Annotated in this window: 14 protein-coding genes; 4 read left to right on the top strand and 10 right to left on the bottom strand. The window is 58.8% G+C overall.

The annotated features are described in order from the left end of the window. Positions 1 to 4: 4 nt before the first annotated feature. A complete protein-coding gene (locus GNF76_RS07945) occupies positions 5 to 1,369 on the bottom strand; it encodes an APC family permease (protein WP_155582625.1) in 1,365 nt (454 codons plus the stop codon). Positions 1,370 to 1,568: 199 nt separating this feature from the next. On the opposite strand from GNF76_RS07945, the gene GNF76_RS07940 reads away from it, so the two are divergent. Further along, positions 1,569 to 2,363: a helix-turn-helix transcriptional regulator gene (locus tag GNF76_RS07940; protein WP_155582624.1), complete on the top strand. Its 795-nt coding sequence runs from the start codon at positions 1,569 to 1,571 to the stop codon at positions 2,361 to 2,363. Between the two features lie 260 nt (positions 2,364 to 2,623). On the opposite strand, the gene GNF76_RS07935 is transcribed toward GNF76_RS07940, so the two are convergent. Genes GNF76_RS07935 through GNF76_RS07920 form a run of 4 tightly spaced genes read right to left on the bottom strand, consistent with a single transcriptional unit; the run spans position 2,624 to position 6,412 of the window. Continuing rightward, positions 2,624 to 3,703, bottom strand: coding sequence for a polyamine ABC transporter substrate-binding protein (locus tag GNF76_RS07935; protein WP_155582623.1), 1,080 nt, complete (start codon positions 3,701 to 3,703; stop codon positions 2,624 to 2,626). Between the two features lie 60 nt (positions 3,704 to 3,763). After that, positions 3,764 to 4,105: a cupin domain-containing protein gene (locus tag GNF76_RS07930; protein WP_155582622.1), complete on the bottom strand. Its 342-nt coding sequence runs from the start codon at positions 4,103 to 4,105 to the stop codon at positions 3,764 to 3,766. A gap of 27 nt (positions 4,106 to 4,132) precedes the next feature. Further along, positions 4,133 to 5,539 carry an NAD(P)/FAD-dependent oxidoreductase gene (locus GNF76_RS07925; protein WP_155582621.1) on the bottom strand — a complete coding sequence of 469 codons (1,407 nt, stop codon included), beginning with the start codon at positions 5,537 to 5,539 and terminating at the stop codon, positions 4,133 to 4,135. Positions 5,540 to 5,587: 48 nt separating this feature from the next. Continuing rightward, entirely contained in the window at positions 5,588 to 6,412 is an 825-nt protein-coding gene (locus tag GNF76_RS07920) for a helix-turn-helix domain-containing protein (RefSeq protein WP_155582620.1), read from the bottom strand. A 257-nt stretch (positions 6,413 to 6,669) separates the two neighbouring features. On the opposite strand from GNF76_RS07920, the gene GNF76_RS07915 reads away from it, so the two are divergent. Beyond that, the gene (locus GNF76_RS07915) at positions 6,670 to 6,942 is read left to right on the top strand and encodes a DUF1652 domain-containing protein (RefSeq protein ID WP_155582619.1); all 273 of its coding nucleotides are present in this window, start codon (positions 6,670 to 6,672) and stop codon (positions 6,940 to 6,942) included. Between the two features lie 6 nt (positions 6,943 to 6,948). Here GNF76_RS07915 and GNF76_RS07910 read toward each other — a convergent pair whose 3' ends face one another. Next, positions 6,949 to 9,441, bottom strand: a complete 2,493-nt coding sequence (locus GNF76_RS07910; protein ID WP_178123226.1) for a UvrD-helicase domain-containing protein — start codon at positions 9,439 to 9,441, stop codon at positions 6,949 to 6,951. A gap of 227 nt (positions 9,442 to 9,668) precedes the next feature. Here GNF76_RS07910 and GNF76_RS07905 point away from each other — a divergent pair, with 227 nt between their 5' ends. Next, positions 9,669 to 10,364 carry a pirin family protein gene (locus GNF76_RS07905; protein ID WP_155582618.1) on the top strand — a complete coding sequence of 232 codons (696 nt, stop codon included), beginning with the start codon at positions 9,669 to 9,671 and terminating at the stop codon, positions 10,362 to 10,364. Between the two features lie 201 nt (positions 10,365 to 10,565). Here GNF76_RS07905 and pgm read toward each other — a convergent pair whose 3' ends face one another. The 4 genes from pgm to GNF76_RS07885 form a co-directional block, all read right to left on the bottom strand. Next, positions 10,566 to 12,209 carry a phosphoglucomutase (alpha-D-glucose-1,6-bisphosphate-dependent) gene (gene pgm, locus GNF76_RS07900; protein WP_155582617.1) on the bottom strand — a complete coding sequence of 548 codons (1,644 nt, stop codon included), beginning with the start codon at positions 12,207 to 12,209 and terminating at the stop codon, positions 10,566 to 10,568. 117 nt (positions 12,210 to 12,326) lie between these two features. Further along, a complete protein-coding gene (locus tag GNF76_RS07895) occupies positions 12,327 to 13,730 on the bottom strand; it encodes an aminotransferase-like domain-containing protein (protein ID WP_155582616.1) in 1,404 nt (467 codons plus the stop codon). Between the two features lie 36 nt (positions 13,731 to 13,766). After that, positions 13,767 to 15,188, bottom strand: a complete 1,422-nt coding sequence (locus GNF76_RS07890) for a hypothetical protein (RefSeq protein ID WP_246211884.1) — start codon at positions 15,186 to 15,188, stop codon at positions 13,767 to 13,769. 701 nt (positions 15,189 to 15,889) lie between these two features. Then, the gene (locus GNF76_RS07885) at positions 15,890 to 16,912 is read right to left on the bottom strand and encodes a zinc-dependent alcohol dehydrogenase family protein (RefSeq protein ID WP_155582615.1); all 1,023 of its coding nucleotides are present in this window, start codon (positions 16,910 to 16,912) and stop codon (positions 15,890 to 15,892) included. Between the two features lie 247 nt (positions 16,913 to 17,159). Here GNF76_RS07885 and GNF76_RS07880 point away from each other — a divergent pair, with 247 nt between their 5' ends. Continuing rightward, entirely contained in the window at positions 17,160 to 18,074 is a 915-nt protein-coding gene (locus GNF76_RS07880) for a LysR family transcriptional regulator (protein WP_155582614.1), read from the top strand. The last annotated feature ends 465 nt before the right edge of the window (positions 18,075 to 18,539 follow it).

Below are 18,539 nucleotides of genomic sequence, written 5' to 3'. Positions count from 1 at the left end.
CTCCTTACAGTTTCTGGAACGCCGGACTCAACCGGCCGCTGATGCAATACAAAATCACCGACAGTGCCAACAAGCCGATAATGATCATGATGTCCCGGGCCGAAGCCTCAAGGATCAAGGTAAACAATAGATAGCCGGCCCCCAGCACCGCCAGCAACGCCGGCAGCGGCCACAGTGGCATGCGATAAGGATGCTCGCGATCACGCAACAGCACCCGACTCATCAGCGCGCTCAAGGCCACCATCAGGTACACCAGCATGATCAGCAGCACGCTGAAGGACGTCAGGTCCGCCAGGTTGGAGCTGAAACTGAGCAACGCCGACGGAATCGCCAGGAACAGCGTAGCCAGCCACGGGGAGTCCCAGCGCGGATGAATGCGGGTGAACAGTTTATTGATGGCGGGCGTCCACAAGGCGTCGCGGCCACTGCTGAACACCACCCGGCCAATCTGGATGACGATGGCGACGATGGCATTGAACACCGACAGGAAAATCCCGGCGCTCACCAGCCGTGACAAGGTCTCATTGCCGTGGCTGGTCAACAGGTAACCGATAGGATCGGGGCTGCTGATCATTGCACTGAGGGAAGGCGCGCCAATCAACAGCGCGGTGATCGGTACCAGCTCGATCACCACCACCAACCCCAGGGACCACAGCACCGCCTTGTGCACGCCCTTGCCGCCACACTTCATGTCTTCGGCCAACAGCACCGCCGGGCCGTAACCATTGAACGAGAACAGACCAATACCCACCGCGCCAATCACCAGCGCCCAAGGCGCCAGGTGCAGCACGCCGTTTTCGACAATTTGCGGTTGGAACAACACGCTGGCCGGCTGCACCGGGTTGCCGAAGCCGATCACCACGATCACCAGCAAGGCGGCCACTTCCAGCAGCAAACAAGTGCCAGTGATCCAGGCGTTAAGCTTGATATTGAGAATGCCCAAGGCGTAGCTGCAGACCACGATCACCAGGGCCACGGTTTGCGAGTCGAATTTAGTGCCCAGGGCGTTGTTGAGATAGGTCGCGGCGCCGGTGGCCAGCACCGGCGGGATAAACAGCAACATCACCAGCACCGTGAGGAAGGTTGCGTAGCCGGCCATGCCGCCGAACACACGCTTGGCGTAAACGTATTCACCCCCGGCGCTGTTATGGGCACGGCCCAGCTCTGCGTAACAGAAGGCGAACATCAGCGCGAGCACCGCCGCCATCACGAACGCCAGGAACACCCCACTGCCGGCCTGCTGGATGGCAAACGGCGCGATCACGAATACGGAACTGGCCGGAGTCACCGCCGAGACGGTAATCGCGACAACGTCGAACACGCTCAAGGTGGGTTTCAATACGCCGTCGGGCGCGGGAGAAGCACTCATATCGTTATCCTCGTAGTTATTCTTGGTTTGAGGCAGAAACGAAAAGGGATAAGCAGTGCGGGATATGCTTCCCGCTGGCTGTCAGCGAATCTAGACCCTGTGTTCCACGCGGCCAATTCCCCTATTGGAGTACTCCCCTTGACGGGAACCGGCAAAAGCCGAAACCTTGCGCAATCTTTTCGCCGTCGGAGCACCGTACATGAGCCTGTTCAGGGAAGTCGGCATGCACACTGGACTGGGTCGAACCGTGGCGCAGCTCGGAACCGAACGCTTCTGGAAGCAGTTGATCCTGCTGTTGCACCAGTGCCTGCCGTTCGATAATGCCCTGGCGATTTTCTACCCCCTTGAGGGCGTGCCCCAGGCACTGGAAGAATACGACGCCCAACCCAGCAACAAGCCCACACCGATGCTGATTTATCTCAATGGTCTGTACTTGATCGACCCGTTTTTCCAGGCGTGTCGGGACGGCTACGCCAACGGTGTGTACCACCTTGAAGAAGTGGCGCCGGATCACTTTCGCCAGAGCGAATACTTCCTCAGCTACTTTCACGACAACGTGCTGGAAGACGAGATGCAGTTCATTCTGCAACTGCCGGGCAGCGGAACCCTGTCCCTGTCCCTGGGCATGCAGCGGCTGTTTACCCCGGATGAAACAGGCCTGATGACCACCCTGTCTGCCTGGGTGTTGCCGTTGATGCAGCAGCATTGGCAACAAAGCACCCAACGGGCGCCGGCACCGGACGCCATGGCCAGCCAGATTCGTGATGCATTGAGTCAATTTGGCAGCGGTGTGCTGTCGGAGCGCGAGCTGGAAATTGCTCGTCTGGTATTGCGCGGGTTTTCTTCCAAGGCCATGGCCGAGCGCCTGAGCATCTCACCGGACACGGTCAAGGTTCATCGCCGGCACCTGTATGCCAAGCTGGATATCTCGTCACAGCCGGAGTTGTTTGCGTTGTTTATCCAGTCGTTGGGGCATGACCTGGAGAATCCGTAGCGCAAAAAAGAGACGCAGCGCGCCTAGTGCCGATCATTTAAGCGAACGCAGGGCCTCGAGACAGAGAAAATCAGAGGTGGGAGTTGTCGAGCCCCGGCGAGGCTACGATAGCGGTGGGTCAGGCAACGTCAATGTTGGCTGTGCCGACGTCATCGCAGCCTCGCTAAAGCTCGACAACTCCCACACAGGATTGCGTTCGTTTACCTGACCCTCATTCCGTCACTGACGGGTATTGCACAGTGCGTCCGAAATAACACTAATTAGCGCCCTGTACGAATCGTGTTCCACACCCGCGTGCGAATCCGGTCGATGTTCAGCGGCATTGCTTCCAGCGCAAACAACTTGCCCATCATTTCCGGGCTCGGGTAGACCTTGGTGTCGCTCTTGATTGCCGGGTCCACCAGGCTGTCGGCCGCAGCATTGCCGTTGGCGTAGTGCACATGGTTGGTGATGCTGGCCATCACGTCGGGGCGCAGCAGGTAGTTCATGAAGGCATAACCGGCCTTTTCATCCGGGGCGTCGGCGGGCATGGCCACCATGTCGAACCAGATGGCTGCGCCTTCCTTGGGAATGTTGTAGCCGATCTTCACGCCATTCCTGGCTTCGTTGGCGCGGCTTTCGGCTTGCAGGATGTCGCCGGAAAAGCCGACCGCTACGCAGATGTCGCCGTTGGCCAGGTCGCTGGTGTATTTCGAGGAGTGGAAGTAACTGACGTAAGGCCGCACCTTCATCAGCAGTGCTTCGGCTTTCTTGTAGTCCTCGGGGTTCTTGCTGTGGTGCGCCAAGCCCAGGTAGTTCAGCGCGGCCGGCAACAGTTCCGGGCCGTTGTCGAGGATAGCGACCCCGCACTTTTGCAGCTTTTGCATGTACTCGGGCTTGAAGATCAGGTCCCAGGAGTCCACCGGGGCACTGTCTCCCAGCACTGCCTTGACCTTGTCGATGTTGTAGCCAATGCCGGTGCTGCCCCACAGGTACGGGAAGCCGTGGGCATTGCCCGGGTCGTTGTTTTCCAGGGCCTTGAGCAGCACCGGATTGAGGTTTTTCCAGTTGGGTAACTGGCTCTTGTCGAGCTTCTTCAGCGCGCCACCCTGAATCTGCCGGGCCATGAAGTGGTTGGACGGAAACACCACGTCGTAGCCGGATTTGCCGGTCATCAACTTGCCGTCGAGGGTCTCGTTGCTGTCATAGACGTCGTAGGTGAAGGCGATGCCGGTTTCTTTCTGGAAGTTCTTTGTAGTGTCCGGGGCAATGTAGTCCGACCAGTTGTAGATTTTTACCGTTTCGGCGGCCTGGCTGAGGGAGGCCACCAGCAGCAAGGGCAACAGGACAATGGGCTTCATGGTTCGATTTCCTGGCGGTTATAGGGCTGTTTTTATGGCAGGCGATCAAGGATCAAAGGTTTACAGAATCAACACGTAGGTCTTGCGCACGGTTTCCTGGATGTCCCAGATACCGGTGCTGTTGGCGGGCAACATCAGTGCGTCGCCGGCTTCGATATGCAGGGTTTCGCCGTCGTCCGGGGTAAACGTGCAGCGGCCCTGGATGAAGTGGCAGAACTCCTGGGCCACGATTTGCCGGCGCCAGCGCCCGGGGGTGCATGCCCAGATGCCGGTTTCGACGCCATCGCTGCGCTCCACACTCAAGGTTGACGCCACGGCCACCGGAGTGCCCAGCGGCACGGCGACGGGGCCGGAATCCGGCAAGTGGGCGTTGAGGGTGTCTTTGAATTGAGTGATGCTCATGGTCATACCTGCAGTAATTGAAACGACTTAGTGCATGAAGCCTTCCATGAACCCCGCAACCCCGCTGGCCAAACGGCGGCGCCAGGGTGCGCTGTCGGGGTTGGCCAGGGTCTGGTCTTCGTGGACAAAGCTGCGGATGATCGCGTTGTAGCCCAGCCAGCGGCAGGGTTCCGGCTCCCAGGCCTTGAGGGCGTCCAGGGAGCCTTGAGGGATAACCCATGGCTGGCTGACCAACGACGTGTCGAGGCCCAGGATCATGTCCGCCAGCGTCCGGCCGCCGAGGTGGCTGGCCCCGACACCCTCACCGCCATAACCACCGGACAAGGCAATGCCCGTCGTGTGATCGCAGAGCATGTGCGGCCTGAAGCGTCGGGACATGCCCAGGTTGCCGCCCCAGGCGTGAGTGATGCGTACGTTCTTGAGTTGGGGAAACAGCTCGCCGAACAGATAGCGGCGCAGTTCCACTTCACTGTCGGTCAAGTCAAAGTTGTGCCGCAGCTTGCCGGCAAACTGATAGCCGCCACGGGCGCCGAACACCAGGCGGTTGTCCATCGTGCGCTGGCCATAAGTGACCTGGCGGCTGCTTTCGCCAAAGGCCTGGCCTCGGTTCAGGCCGATTTCGTCCCAGGTACTGGCGGGCAGCGGCTCAGTAGCGACAATCAGGCTTTGTACTGGCAATTGATAACGCCCCAAAGGCGCCAGGGTCGTGGCATAGCCCTCGACGGCCGGCACCACCCAGGAAGCACGGACCTTCGCCTTGTCGGTGCGCAGGCTACCGGACTGCCAGTGGGTCACCGGGCTGTTTTCGTAGATTTTGACCCCCATTTGCTCGACCACGCGCGCCAGGCCTCGTACCAGCTTGGCCGGGTGAATAGTCGCGACATGCGGGGCGTAAATGCCGCCGTAAGGCTTGGCGATACGAATCTGCTCGGCCAACTGTTGCGGGCTCAACCAGCGATAATCGTCTTCGGTGAGGCCTTGGGCATGCAGTTTTTTCAAGTATTGACGCAGGCTGACTTCCTGCTCGGGATAGCGGGCCGCGCAGTACAGCACTCCGCCCTTGCGGTAATCGCAGGCGATACCTTCGCGCTCGATCACCTGGGCCACTTCATCGGGGATGCCATGCAGCAAGTCGAACGAGGCGCGGCGTTGTTCGGGGGACAATCCCGCCAGCAAGCTGTCTTCTCCCAGCAGATTGCCCATCAACCAGCCACCGTTGCGGCCCGAAGCGCCAAAGCCGGCGGTTTGCGCCTCGATGATGGCGATCTTCAGTTCAGGGGCCTGGCGCTTGAGGTAATAGGCAGTCCACAGCCCGGTATAACCGGCACCGATGATGACCACGTTGACGTCCAGGTCCTGCTCCAGCGACGGTCGAGCCACCAGCGGCTCATCCAACTGGTCCATCCATAAACTGATAGTGCGCCACGCCGGCATACCCAACTCCACCACCCAAAATCGATGGCGTGATCCTAGTGCCTGACCTCAGTAAGCGTCTTGCGCGCGTGCACGCAGGGAAATTTGTTTGACGTAGGCCTTGGGCGACAAGCCTGTGTGCTGACGAAAACAGCTGTAGAAGGCCGACAGGGAATTGAAACCGGCGGCAAAGGCCAGCTCATCGATGCGAATCGGCGGCGTGGCCTTGTCCAGCGTCGCGAGCAAATGCTGTAAGCGCGCCTGGTTGACGTAGCGGTAAAAGCTCTGCCCCAGCACCTGATTCAACAGGTAGGAAATCTGGTTGCGGCTGTAGCCGCACTCCTTGGCCACCTGTTGCAGGTCGAGTTCCGGATCCAGATAGGGTTGTTGATGCTGGAAGTACTGCTGCAAGTCGTTGGCCAGGTAACTCAACTGCTGGGGCGACAGGCCCAGGCGGCTGACGGTCGGGCGCAGCGCCTGGGAGCGGGTACGGCTGGTGGGTTGCTCATGCACCAGTGAGGCATATTCATTGACTCGCCAGATCAGGCCGTCGCGCACGGTGATCGCTTCACTGGTGCGAAACGACACCAGGCCCTGACTGCCCCGCAAGGTGATGCGGTATTGAATGAATGCTGTGTCGCCGTCGACACGGATGCGGTCACTGTGCTCAATCGCTTCATCGGGGCCGCGGGGCATGCTGGCGTGCAGGTACTCGCGCAGCTCGTCAAAACCCACCACGCGGTTCTGAAAGAAATCGTGGTACTGGATTGCCGGGTGGTAGTACGCCATCACCCCTTCCAGGTCCCGTCGCTTCCAGCATAGGTGATGACGCAGGACGATCTCGCCGGTGGCCTGGGTCTGCTGGGAGTCATCGTCTGGGGCGATGTCGGGCATAAAATGCTCTGGGGCTGGCAAACCCCGGAGCTTGCCGAACTTTTCCTGCGCCTTCAATGGTCAATTGACAGTTCTGACTAATGGCCTATCGCCCAAAGTTCTGTGGGATATGACGCACATCAAATGAGTGGATGACAACCGCCGAACGGAGCTAAAAAACTGCCCATGGTGTTGCGAACGAATGCTATTTTAAGTTTTCAACGGCCCTGACCAGTGACGGTCATGGCGCCCCTGCCGCGAGCTAAAGGAAGCGCTCAATGAACAAGGTGGGCAACATGAACAAAGTGACGTTCCCCAACGCCTGCCAGCTGATGCGCTGGCATTTCCATCCAATGGGCTTTGAAGGGAGTATGGACACTCCTGCAAGCATGATTGCCAGGCTGTTTGACCGCGCCAGTGGCGAAACCCTGATCGCCATCGCCGGTATCCCCTGCTCCACGGTAATGAATGCGGCGGATGTGGAGCGGATTATCGAGGCCGTCGAAGACGAGCTGGAATCGTTTGTGCCGCCGCTGTCCCTGCGGGCTTAACATCAACTACAGGAGCGAGCCGCCTCGCTCCTGTGGCTTTGAGCCACGCTGATCATCAAAAAACGCTTTGCCCTGCGCAATACGATCCGACGCCTTCGGCACATTCACCCCTTGGGCGTCCTGCCCTTCGATGTACCAATAGCAATGGCTCACGGCCCGGGTAATGCCCACATAAGCCAGGCGCAATACTTCGTCCTTCTGCGCAGAATCGTACGCTTGGGCATCACCCTCTTTGCCCAATCCCGCCATGCGGTAGACCTGATTCTTATAGGGTGAACTCGTCAGGTGCTGGCAATCCCCAAGCAAGAACACGGCGTCCGCCTGCAGCCCTTTGGCGCTGTGATAGGTCAATTGCTTGAGCCGGCGCGCTGTGGGCGGCAAGCTCGAATCCAGATTAACTACTGACTGAATATGCTCTTGAATCAATAGCTTATCGCTACTTTTTCGATACAACATTAATATTGAATCGCCCTGTTGATAGTGCGCCAACAGCTCCCGGCCCAAGGCCGCATCATCGCGATCACGCACCACCACAGGTACCAGGGCCTTCGGCGCCCCGCTCGCCTTGGCCTTCTTGCCACTGATGGCCGGTGTGGCCCGTACGATATGCTCGGCGGCATCAATCACATGTTGGTGGCTGCGATAATTCTCCCCCAGCATCACCCGGGTCGTGGCCGGCGACGGGAACTCCTTGTTGAACTCCATGAAGTATTTGGGCGAGCTGCCGCGCCAGCCATAGATCGACTGCCAATCATCCCCTACGCACAACAGCGAAGAACACTGCGCGCCACGGCCCACATGCATCGCCGGACCACGGCTGCGGATCTCCCGCAGGCTGGCGCGCAGCCACGAGACGATCTGTGGTGACACGTCCTGGAATTCATCGATCATCAGGTGCGACATCGGCCGTAATAGCCCGTCACTGAGCAACTTCAGGTTTTCCGGGGTGTTTTCGCCAAACAACGAGAACATCCGGTTGTAGGTCATGATCGGCGGCGATTGGTCCAGCAGGTGATCTTCCAGGGCCTTCCAGAAGATGCTCAGGGCTTCAAAGAAGAAACGGTCAGGGTCGTCCTTGGCGAAGCTCATTTGCCCCACGGCGGTGGGTACATCCAGGCCCAGGTTCTCGATAAAGCCGGCTGCCGCGACAAAACTGTCCAGCAGCGGTGCCGACGCCAGTTCGCCCTTGACCTTGTAATCAAAGCCCGGTCCGGCGGTTGCGTCCCCTGCCAGACTGCTCAGCAAACGCTTTGACGACTCATAACTTTCAATCCATATCAATGGCTTGCGACAGAAAGCTTGAAACAACGTGCGTTTGACCGCCCACTCCGCACGCACCGACAGCTTGGAACCTGGACGGCTGATCCGGGCGTTCTCATGCGGATCGAAGCCCAATACCACCCAGGTATCCAGTTCGGCGATGTAACCATGGCAATGGAACTGCGCCCCGTTGATTTGCACCGTCTGCCGATTCGGCTCGATCCCCTTGATTGGCCAGGCGCCGGCACGAAACCACAAGTCTTCGATGGCATCGCAAAGCTCTTCATCGCGCTTGGCCGCCAGCTCGGTCACCGCTACCCGCTTCTGCACGTCCGGGTGGTCGCGCTCCAGCTCCTTGAGTTGCAGGGCATGGCGCGCCAGGGGCGCTATCAGCTCACGAAACCGCTCATGACGACCGTAGAGCCCGTGGTAACAGGCGTTCAGTTGTTGGCGCTGGGTGTCGTTGATGCGCAGTTCGAAGGGGTTACTGTCTACCTCATCAAACCCCGCTTCAGTGCGGGCATTGAGGTTTTCAAACGCTTGCAGCCGTTCAAAGCCTGGCAGGCTGCGGACCATCGGCAAGATACGCGAATGGAAGGTGCGCACCACCGCTTGTGCCTCTTTCATTCCAAGGGGTTGGCCCCACAGGCTGAGAATCTCCATGAGCTTATTGATGAAGTCTCTGCGCGACTCCCGGGTGAACGTCACCACGGTCATTGAACCCAGTTCAAAGCCCAGGTAGTGGGTGAGCAGCAGGATACGCAGCACCAACGAGGTGGACTTGCCCGCGCCGGCGCCGGCTATCACCGAAGTGGACGGCGTATCGCTGAAAATCATCTTCCATTGGGCAACGCTCGGTTGCGCATGGGCTGGCAGCAGGCGCGCCACATCGGCCTTGATGCGTTTTTTCAGCTCGGCAGTGAGGGGCAGGCGCCAATCATCAAACAGGTCATCGTCCACCCCCGGTGCACGGTGTTCATCTGGACGGAAGTCGCGAATCAGCAGAACTTGGCGGCCTTCCTCGAGGCCATCGATCTTGCCTTCCTGGTAGCCATACTCCACGCCTGCCGTGTGTCCACTGCGAAAGCCGTCTGCCTGGCCATGCAGCCAGGAGAAACGGTGTTGGGCACGCAGACGCGTCAGGCCGTGGCCGAAGAGTCGGGCGGCGAGTCGTTTCAACAGAGGCATTTCGGCCAGCGGCCGCAGTTCGGGCGGAAGATCGGGGGTGTGTTGCGGCACGCGGACTCCTGCGATGGGGCGGTAAAAGCGGAGGCCTATGGTCGCCGGAATCCTCCGCCAGTTCCAGCCAATTGCTTTGTGCTCATGCAGTTAGGCGATGAAGTGAAGATTAGGTCTAAGTAGTGGCATCTGCAAAACATCGAACTAACTGATGAGAATCAGGCAGTTTTTACGCTTTTTATCGATCTTGGCCTATTGGATGATGTTGTCATCAACAGGAGACGATCATGCTTGAACTTCGACCTTTCAATACCCTCGGCGGCGCCAACCACGGCTGGCTGGATGCCCATCACCACTTTTCATTCGCCGAGTACCACGAACCCAACCGCATGCACTGGGGCAACCTGCGGGTGTGGAACGACGACATCATTGCTCCGGGCACCGGTTTCCCGAAGCACCCGCACCGGGACATGGAGATCATCACCTATATCCGTGAAGGTGCCATCACCCACGAGGACAGCCTCGGCAACAAGGGCCGTACCGAAGCCGGTGACGTACAGGTGATGAGCGCGGGTACCGGTATCGCTCACAGCGAATACAACCTTGAAGCCACACCCACCAAGCTGTTTCAGATCTGGATCATTCCCAATGAAGCCGGCTCCGCGCCATCGTGGGGTGCCAAGCCGTTTCCAAAAGGCAATCGTGAGGGTTTTGTGACCTTGGCCAGCGGCAAAACCGGCGATACCGAAAGCCTGCGGATTCGGGCGGATGCGCGGTTGGTCGCGGCCAACCTGAAAGCCGGGGAAAGCGCCGAGTACCGGCTGGACAGCGGGCGCCGGGCGTATCTGGTGCCGGCTACGGGGGTCATTGAAGTCAATGGCTTGCGTGCGCAAGCTCGAGACGGTGTAGCGATTGAGGATGAGCAAGTGTTGCGGGTGACGGCGATTGAGGACAGCGAGATCGTGTTGGTCGACCTGGCCTGAGTCCAATCCAGAGAGGGTGGGGAATCAGCAATGCGCTTGAAATACCCGGTTCAGGGCAACTGTGGGAGTTGTCGAGCCCCAGCGAGGCTGCGATAGCGTCGGCACTGCCAGCCTTGATGTTGGCAGCTCCACCGCTATCGCAGCCTCGCTGGGGCTCGACAGCTCCCACAAGGGTTTCACTCTGATAGGTATGTTTTTCTATCAGGCAGTTATAGCCCCATCCACCAATACCTGTGCCTCTTCCACCAACCGCTTGAGGTGATCCTCGCCAACAAAGCTCTCGGCGTAGATCTTGTAGATATCCTCAGTACCCGATGGCCGCGCAGCAAACCAGCCGTTTTCGGTCATGACTTTCAACCCGCCAATCGCCTGGTTGTTACCCGGCGCATGGCTGAGGATCTGCTGAATGCTCTCCCCGGCCAGTTGCCTGGACGTCACCTGCTCAGGCGACAGCTTGCCCAGCAACGCTTTCTGCGCCGGCGTAGCCTTGGCATCAACCCGGATGGCAAACGGCTCGCCCAACGCGTCCGTCAGCCCACGGTAGATCTGGCTTGGGTCCTGGCCTTTACGAGAGGTCATCTCAGCGGCCAGCAAGGCCGGAATCAAACCGTCCTTGTCGGTGCTCCAAACGCTGCCATCCTTGCGCAGGAACGACGCACCCGCACTCTCTTCGCCACCAAACCCCAGGGATCCGTCGAACAAGCCGTCAGCAAACCACTTGAAGCCCACTGGCACCTCATACAAGCGTCGCCCCATGCGCTGGGTGACCCGATCGATCAAGCCGCTGCTGACCACGGTCTTGCCCACGGCCGCATCGGCGCGCCAGTCAGGACGGTTCTGGAACAGGTAGTCGATGGACACCGCCAAGTAGTTGTTCGGAGCCAGCAGGCCACCGGACGGCGTGACGATGCCATGGCGATCGTGGTCCGGATCGCAGGCAAACGCCACGTCATAGCGTTCCTTGAGTCCGATCAAGCCTTGCATGGCATAACTGGAGGACGGATCCATGCGGATCTGACCATCCCAGTCGACGCTCATGAAGCGGAAAGTCGCGTCAACTTCGGTGTTCACCACGTCCAGGTTCAGACGGTAGTGCTCGGCAATCGCCGGCCAGTAGCGCACGCCAGCGCCGCCCAGAGGATCAACACCCAGGCGCAGGCCAGCGCTGCGGATCGCGTCCATGTCGATGACGTTGATCAGGTCCGCCACATAACTGTTGAGGTAGTCATGGCGGTGAGTGGTGTCAGCCTTCAGTGCCTGCGCATGGGTAATACGCTTGACCCCGGCCAGCTTGTTAGCCAGCAACTCGTTGGCCTTGGCTTCGATCCATTTGGTGATGTGGGTATCGGCCGGGCCACCGTTGGGCGGGTTGTACTTGTAGCCACCGCTTTGCGGCGGGTTGTGGGATGGCGTGATGACAATACCGTCCGCCAGGCCGCTGGTGCGACCCCGGTTATAGCAAATGATGGCGTGAGAAATCGCCGGAGTCGGGGTGTATTCGTCGCCTTCGGCGAGCATCACATGCACACCATTGGCGGCCAGGACCTCCAGGGCGCTGGCGCCGGCCGGGGTCGACAAGGCGTGGGTGTCCAGGCCAACAAACAGCGGGCCATTGATGCCTTGGGCTTCGCGGTACAGGCAAATAGCCTGGCTGATGGCAAGCACATGCCATTCGTTGAAACTCAGGTCGAAGGAGCTACCACGGTGCCCGGAAGTACCAAAGGCCACGCGCTGGGTGGAGATCGCTGCATCAGGCTGGCCGGTGTAATAGGCCGTTACCAGTCGCGGGATGTCCACCAGCAACTGAGCTGGCGCCGGTTTGCCCGCAAAAGGACTGAGAGTCATGCATAAACCTCTGAAAGAGAAGGATTCGGAAAAAGTGCAGTTTACTGAGACTTGGACTACTACGCGATGATATCGATCCTACAACAACTAGCAAAACTTCTGGCACCCTCCTCCGAATCACTCAACCTGCGCCTGCTTTAACGCCTGGGCCAGCTCAATCAAGGCAAGGTCCAGGTTGTGTTGCCCGTCAAAGGTATGGCTCAACCGCAGGTGTTGTTGATGCAAACCGCTGACGCTGAACAACTCGCCCGGGGCAATGACTACCTGATGACCCAGCATATGCTGGAACACCTGACGCATGTCCACCGCTTGCCTCGAGGATAACCAGAAGGTCGCGCCGGCCACCGGCATTCGGTAGTTGACCCAATCCGTCAGGTGCTCGTCCAGGCGCGGCCTCATCAAGCTCGCCTGCTCTTTCAATAAGCGCCGTAACGCCTGCAGGTGTTGGTCAACTCGCCCGTTTTGATAGAGCCGGGCAAGGGCTCGCTGGCGGATCGAAGAGAGGCGAAATGCCCGCAGCAGAAACTGGCGCTGCAGCTCGGCACTCAAATATCGAGACAAGAGGTAGCCATAGGGCGCCTCCGGCCCGAGCACCTTCTCGAACGTGGAAAACACCATCAACCGTTCGGGGTTTGCCAGATCCCGCAGCGCAGTCACTGATTGTTCGAAGCCCAGCTCCCCCTCGGTATCGTTCTCCAGTAGCCAGCAACCGTACTGGTCCAGCAGGCGCACCACCTGCAAGCGTTCACCACCAGACATGACCGAGCCCGACGGCAGGCTGACCCTCGATGAGAGCAACGTCAGGTGCACCGACTCATTACGCAGCAGTTGCTCAAAGGCCGTCAGGTCCAGGCTGTCATGACAGTAGGGCAATTCAATGATGCCCACGCCAGACTCTTGCAACAGCCGCAGGATCGACCAATCGCAGGGCGACTCCACGACAACGGTGGCGCCCTTGAGGCCCAGCACTTCAATCAGAATTTCCAGGACGCCCCGCAGGTCGGCGCCAATGTAGACGTCATCCGCCTGCCAGCAACGGGTCGGTGACGAGGTGTAGCGCGCCGCCAGCGCGGCCCGCAGTTCCCAGACCCCGCAGGGCTGTGACCAGGGCTGTAAATGGCGTGGGTACTGGCGCACCAATTCGCGCTCCAGCAGCAGCAACGGGCCGTCCAGAGACAACTGCCGTGCCGGCTCGTCTACGCTCAGCACCAGCATGCCCGGGCGGCGGGTGCCAGCATACAATCGCTCCAGCAAATCGCCCCCCGTACACCCTGTTGGATGAGTGGGTATCGGCCAGGCGTAATAGCCAGACTTGGCGACCGAGTAGATCCTGCCCTCCTTCTCCAGCAAGGAATAGGCGTACTGCACCGTCGAGATCGATACGTTCAAACGCGCCGACAATTGCCGCAAGGAAGGCAACTTGACTCTGGCGTCGGTGCCGACCTCGTTGATCAGATTGATCATATAGCGATAGACCGCCTGGTAGGCGAAGTCCGTTTGCCGATCGCCCTTGAGGGTCATTGCCAGCCCCTTGCACACATCTGCAACGCCAACCGCTTAACACCCTGACTGCCGACAGTCCCGCGCCTCGTCAATGACCGGGGCCGGTGCTTCACGCCGCACCTCGGCAACAGTGCCAGGTCGCTTGCGATACAGATGGAGCACCAACGGCATCGGCAAGCCGCTGATGTGGGTGATCCAGTTCTGGAGCATATCGGCCACAGGCTTGCCTTGAAGTGCCTTGTGCAATTCAGGGAGCGCCACCAGCATGCCTGGGTGACATTGGCGCAAAAAGCTTTCAAGTCGCTCGCCGTGGTGGATAAAGGGCGAAAACAACAAGCAAATCAGTTGGCTTTCGTCCAGTCCAAAAAATTCCTGCGCATAGGTTGCCGACAGGATACGTCCGTCCTGGGTACCCGCTTGGGCGATCAGGTTTGCGGGGATATTTTTATGCGTCATGAACTGACGGGCTTCCTGCACGAAGCCATCGACGCCGGATGCGTAATCAAGCTCGCGCAAACTCTGGGCCTGTAGACCGCGCATGTGTGCCATCAACAGCGGGTTTGCGCAGGCTGGATTGCTGAAGTGAAAACCAAACTTGTCGAATTGGTAACCCAGGAACTCGGCCAGCAAGGGCGTGAACTCTTGATTCAGATCGCTGATCAGGTCGGCGATGCCAATGTAGGACAGATGACGATAGCTTTCCTTGTTCGGTGAGTCAGGCATTACGTAATGCTCGCCATAAACATCCTCGTAATAGCCGGTGCTCCATTCATCCATGCGTGCAAACAAGGTGTTGAGTGCCACCGGCCAGCGTTCAGGCACGGTCAACCCCGCCGCCTGCGCCGTCTTTTTCAGCCATGCCAGGTACTGCCGTTGCTTACGTGATGAGTCACCGCTGACCAAGGCGTGCACGCCGCCGCCCCATGCGGTGACACGTTGATAGAAATCTCCCAGGGCCAGGTAGCCGTCATTGCACAACGTCGCGCGAATATCCCCAGACGTCAGATGACCGATCATCAACATATTGCGTCGGCTGGCTTCATGCCCCGTGCTGGAAGCCGGCCGCAGGGGATTGAATGGCAACACTTCCTGGTTTTCCACCATCAGCAGCTCCACGCGCGGATCATCGTGAAAAAACAGTGCGCTATAGCCATGCTGGATCGTATCCAGCGCGGTCTGCGTCATGCCGGCATGCCTCAGTGTCGCAACACGCAGTTGGAACGTTCTGGGGGATCGACCGGCGATAGTCAGTTGCGCGGCGCGCAAAAACGCCAGGCTATAGCTGCTGCCCTTACCCGCGCCGTGGGCCACGAGCACTTTGTAGTCACCAATTTGTTCAATTCCGCCGGCCGCCACGATTAATCGTTGAATCAGCAATTGAAGTGCCGTGCGTTCAGTTCTGGAAAAATGCCCTAATAAGCGTTGCAGCACTTGTTGATAAACATAGTTCATGGCCTGTTCATGAATAGCGCTCATAGTTTTACTACCTGAGTTTAAGTATCAGTTTCGAGCAACCGTTAACGGAATTTCTCGACTGTTGTATTCATAGAAATAACGCCCGTTGCGAGACGCATGGCTTGCCAAAGATTAGCACCGCACAACCAGACAATAAGTGGATAGCCTCGGGTGACGCCCCTCTGAAGCGCAAGCAAAGCAAGGGACTCGCGCAGTAGCCGCGTTCCGTCGGAGGCCCTAGGAGTATTCCGACAGCCTCCTACTCTGATTTGATTCGCAAACTAAAGAAGTGTCTGACACGGGTAACCAAAACAAGTTGATCAATAGTTGTTGTTCCGTTGGAAATGCCCACCACGCAGATCCGTATCCTTGGGTCTGCAAGTGACTAATTTCGACAGGTATGGGCTGTAATTTGAGGCATGGGTTCATTGCTCAGTCCTTGAGATGAAAATGACTCGGCAATTATCAGCGCCTGAACAATGATTAACAGATACAGAACCGGCACATAAACCAGTTCAGATGAGAGAAAGGAAAAACTATAGAGACCCACAAACAACGACGCCGCACTGGGATTCAGGGCGGCGTCAGGGTCGGGCGTATCATTTACGGGGGCACGCTCTGGATCAGTGGCTCAGCACCCAGGCGGATTCAATCCTTTCAAATGGCGCATTTGCCCCATTCACAGCGCTGGGGCAATAACCGTTTGCGAATTTTCCTACGGATTAAACAGCTTCTACCTGCAACGCCACACGCTCACGGCACGGGCATTCGTCCATATAGCGGTGAGCCTCGACGAACTGGCTGAACGGAAACACCGTCGTCTTCAATGGCACCAGCACCTTGTCAGCGGTCAACTGATTGATATCACGCAGGGCCCGTTGCAGCGCTACCTGGTCCTGGATAATGCCCAGCTCCGGCTTGCCGGTGAAGTTGCCGATGCAGTGTACAAAGAACTGAATGTTCTTCTGGAACGCGGCACAGGCCGGGAACGGCGTCTGGTTGCCACCTTGCAGGCCATAGAGCACCAGGCTGCCACGGGGCGCCAGGACATCCCCCAACAACGACATCTGCGGGCCACCCAAGCCATCGAACACCACATCGACGCCACGGTTGTCGGTGAACTTGTTGATCTGCATCAGCAAGTCCTGCTCTTCGGTGACGATCACCTTCTCTGCGCCCAGGGACAGCAGGTATTCACGCTCGTCAGCGGTCTTGGTCGCAGCAATCACCCGCACACCCAAGGCCTTGCCCAGTTGCACGAACGAAGGACCGGCACAGTGACTGGCGTCCGTCACAAGGGCAAATTGCCCGGGTTTGACCCGCGCCAGGTCGATGTAGGCAAAGTAGGCAATCAGTAGCGGCGTGTAGTGCACGCTGGCTTCCACCGGGCTCAAGACATCCGGGTAGCGGGTCAGGGCCGAACGGGGCAGGACAATCTGTTCACCATACACCGGGTAGTCATTGGGGCTCTCGGCCGGAAAGCTGGCGACCTTGTCACCCACCGCCAAGTCCTCAACACCCTCGCCCACCGCGACCACCACACCGGCCATTTCATGGCCCAGGCCTGACGGAAGACGTGCATGGGACGACGCCAGGTTCTGGCGCCAGAGAATGTCGTACCAGCTGATGCCAATCGCTTCGACACGCACCTGCACTTCGCCCGGTGCGGGCTTTGCGGCTGCATGCTCTTCGCATTTGAGCACCTCGGCCGGACCAAACTTGTGAAAACGGATCGTGCGGGACATCGCAAACCTCGTCAAAGTAACCTCTAATGCCATGAACTTTATCTGGGCTTTGGGAGCAAGGCCATCGGTCGCCGTTAATAGTCGACATGCCTGTCATTGATTCCGCAGATGAGGAAAGCAGCTCTATCTACGTAGGAAATCTCAATTAGCCGGTGCAGAGTAGCAGCCTTTCCCCGTAAGATTCGTGCTGGCCATTGTTCTCATATGGCTGCTCTCGTCAAGTTTGCTGACTCTTCCAGGACACAAGATGAACCGTAACGACCTGCGTCGTGTCGACCTTAACCTGTTGATCGTATTCGAAACCTTGATGCATGAGCGCAGTGTGACCCGCGCCGCCGAGAAGCTGTTCCTCGGCCAGCCGGCCATCAGCGCCGCCTTGTCACGCCTGCGCGGACTGTTCGACGACCCCTTGTTCGTGCGCACCGGCCGCAGCATGGAGCCCTCGGCCCGCGCCGTGGAAATCTTCGCCCTGCTCTCCCCGGCCCTGGACTCGATCTCCACGGCGGTCAGCCGTGCCTCCGAGTTCGATCCGGCCACCAGCACTGCGGTGTTTCGCATTGGCTTGTCCGATGATGTCGAATTCGCGCTGCTGCCGCAGTTGCTCAAGCGTCTGCGGGCCGAGGCCCCGGGAATCGTGCTAGTGGTACGCCGCGTCAACTACATCTTGATGCCAAGCCTGCTGGCCTCCGGGGAAATCTCCATCGGCGTCAGCTACACCACCGACCTGCCGGCCAACGCCAAGCGCAAGGTACTGCGGCGCAGCGTGCCCAAGCTGCTGCGGGCCGACACCGTGCCTGGGGCCTTGAGCCTGGACGACTTCTGCTCCCGCCCCCACGCCCTGGTGTCATTCGCCGGAGACTTGAGCGGGTTTATCGACGAAGAACTGGAAAAACTCGACCGCAAGCGCCACGTGGTGCTGGCCGTGCCGCAGTTCAACGGGTTGGGCACGCTGCTGGCGGGCACGGACATCCTGGCCACCGTGCCAGACTATGCCTCCGAAGCCTTGACCGCTGCCGGTGGCCTGCGCGCAGAAGACCTGCCACTGCCAACGCGCGCTTTTGAGCTGCACATGGCGTGGCGCGGGTCGCAGGATAATGATCCGGGGGAACGTTGGTTGAGGTCGCGGATTCAGATGTTCTTTGGGGATCCTGAGAGTCTTTAGGGGGCGTCTGGCAGGCTGTTAAGCTGATCATTTCTGCCTTTTCATAGACTATGGAGATCCATGCACTTCCAGTGGATTGCTACATTGGGGGCACATCTGAGGGCATACTTTGGATGGTTTGAAAAGGATGCCCCCAGCCTGAGGTCCAACAGTTCCCCTCTAGAAAAGTCACCCGTTGTTGTTCCCACACACCGCGGAGTGAAGGTAGGCCGATGAGATGCTCTCCTCTGCCCAAGTGCGTGAGCAACCGAGTGATACCTCCTGTGCAATTAATATTTCAAGTGTAAGTCGCCAAGCTGAATTCAGGTATCACTCCGACGCTTTTCAAGACGCCGCCAAAAGTCGGCTGCTCACTCCAGGGGGCCAGCAGGCTTTACCAGACCTCTAGCTGGAGAAAGGCTGCTAACGGTAAAGAGCGGAAATTCAGTAGGCGCGGTTCCTTGTCTGCCTTGCTGCGATATCTGA

The sequence above is a fragment of the Pseudomonas spelaei genome (assembly GCF_009724245.1).
GTDB classification, from domain to species: domain Bacteria; phylum Pseudomonadota; class Gammaproteobacteria; order Pseudomonadales; family Pseudomonadaceae; genus Aquipseudomonas; species Aquipseudomonas spelaei.
The sequence above is the reverse complement of the archived record's forward strand: the minus strand, read 5'-3'. Positions and strand labels throughout refer to the sequence as shown.

Excerpts from the sequence above, each read along its gene's own strand:
- GNF76_RS07880 (WP_155582614.1), top strand. The coding sequence starts at position 17,160 with ATGAACCGTAACGACCTGCGTCGTGTCGACCTTAACCTGTTGATCGTA.
- GNF76_RS07935 (WP_155582623.1), bottom strand. The coding sequence starts at position 3,703 with ATGAAGCCCATTGTCCTGTTGCCCTTGCTGCTGGTGGCCTCCCTCAGC.
- pgm (WP_155582617.1), bottom strand. The coding sequence starts at position 12,209 with ATGACTCTCAGTCCTTTTGCGGGCAAACCGGCGCCAGCTCAGTTGCTG.
- GNF76_RS07905 (WP_155582618.1), top strand. The coding sequence starts at position 9,669 with ATGCTTGAACTTCGACCTTTCAATACCCTCGGCGGCGCCAACCACGGC.
- GNF76_RS07940 (WP_155582624.1), top strand. The coding sequence starts at position 1,569 with ATGAGCCTGTTCAGGGAAGTCGGCATGCACACTGGACTGGGTCGAACC.
- GNF76_RS07915 (WP_155582619.1), top strand. The coding sequence starts at position 6,670 with ATGAACAAGGTGGGCAACATGAACAAAGTGACGTTCCCCAACGCCTGC.
- GNF76_RS07895 (WP_155582616.1), bottom strand. The coding sequence starts at position 13,730 with ATGACCCTCAAGGGCGATCGGCAAACGGACTTCGCCTACCAGGCGGTC.
- GNF76_RS07885 (WP_155582615.1), bottom strand. The coding sequence starts at position 16,912 with ATGTCCCGCACGATCCGTTTTCACAAGTTTGGTCCGGCCGAGGTGCTC.
- GNF76_RS07920 (WP_155582620.1), bottom strand. The coding sequence starts at position 6,412 with ATGCCCGACATCGCCCCAGACGATGACTCCCAGCAGACCCAGGCCACC.
- GNF76_RS07890 (WP_246211884.1), bottom strand. The coding sequence starts at position 15,188 with ATGAGCGCTATTCATGAACAGGCCATGAACTATGTTTATCAACAAGTG.
- GNF76_RS07945 (WP_155582625.1), bottom strand. The coding sequence starts at position 1,369 with ATGAGTGCTTCTCCCGCGCCCGACGGCGTATTGAAACCCACCTTGAGC.
- GNF76_RS07930 (WP_155582622.1), bottom strand. The coding sequence starts at position 4,105 with ATGAGCATCACTCAATTCAAAGACACCCTCAACGCCCACTTGCCGGAT.
- GNF76_RS07925 (WP_155582621.1), bottom strand. The coding sequence starts at position 5,539 with ATGCCGGCGTGGCGCACTATCAGTTTATGGATGGACCAGTTGGATGAG.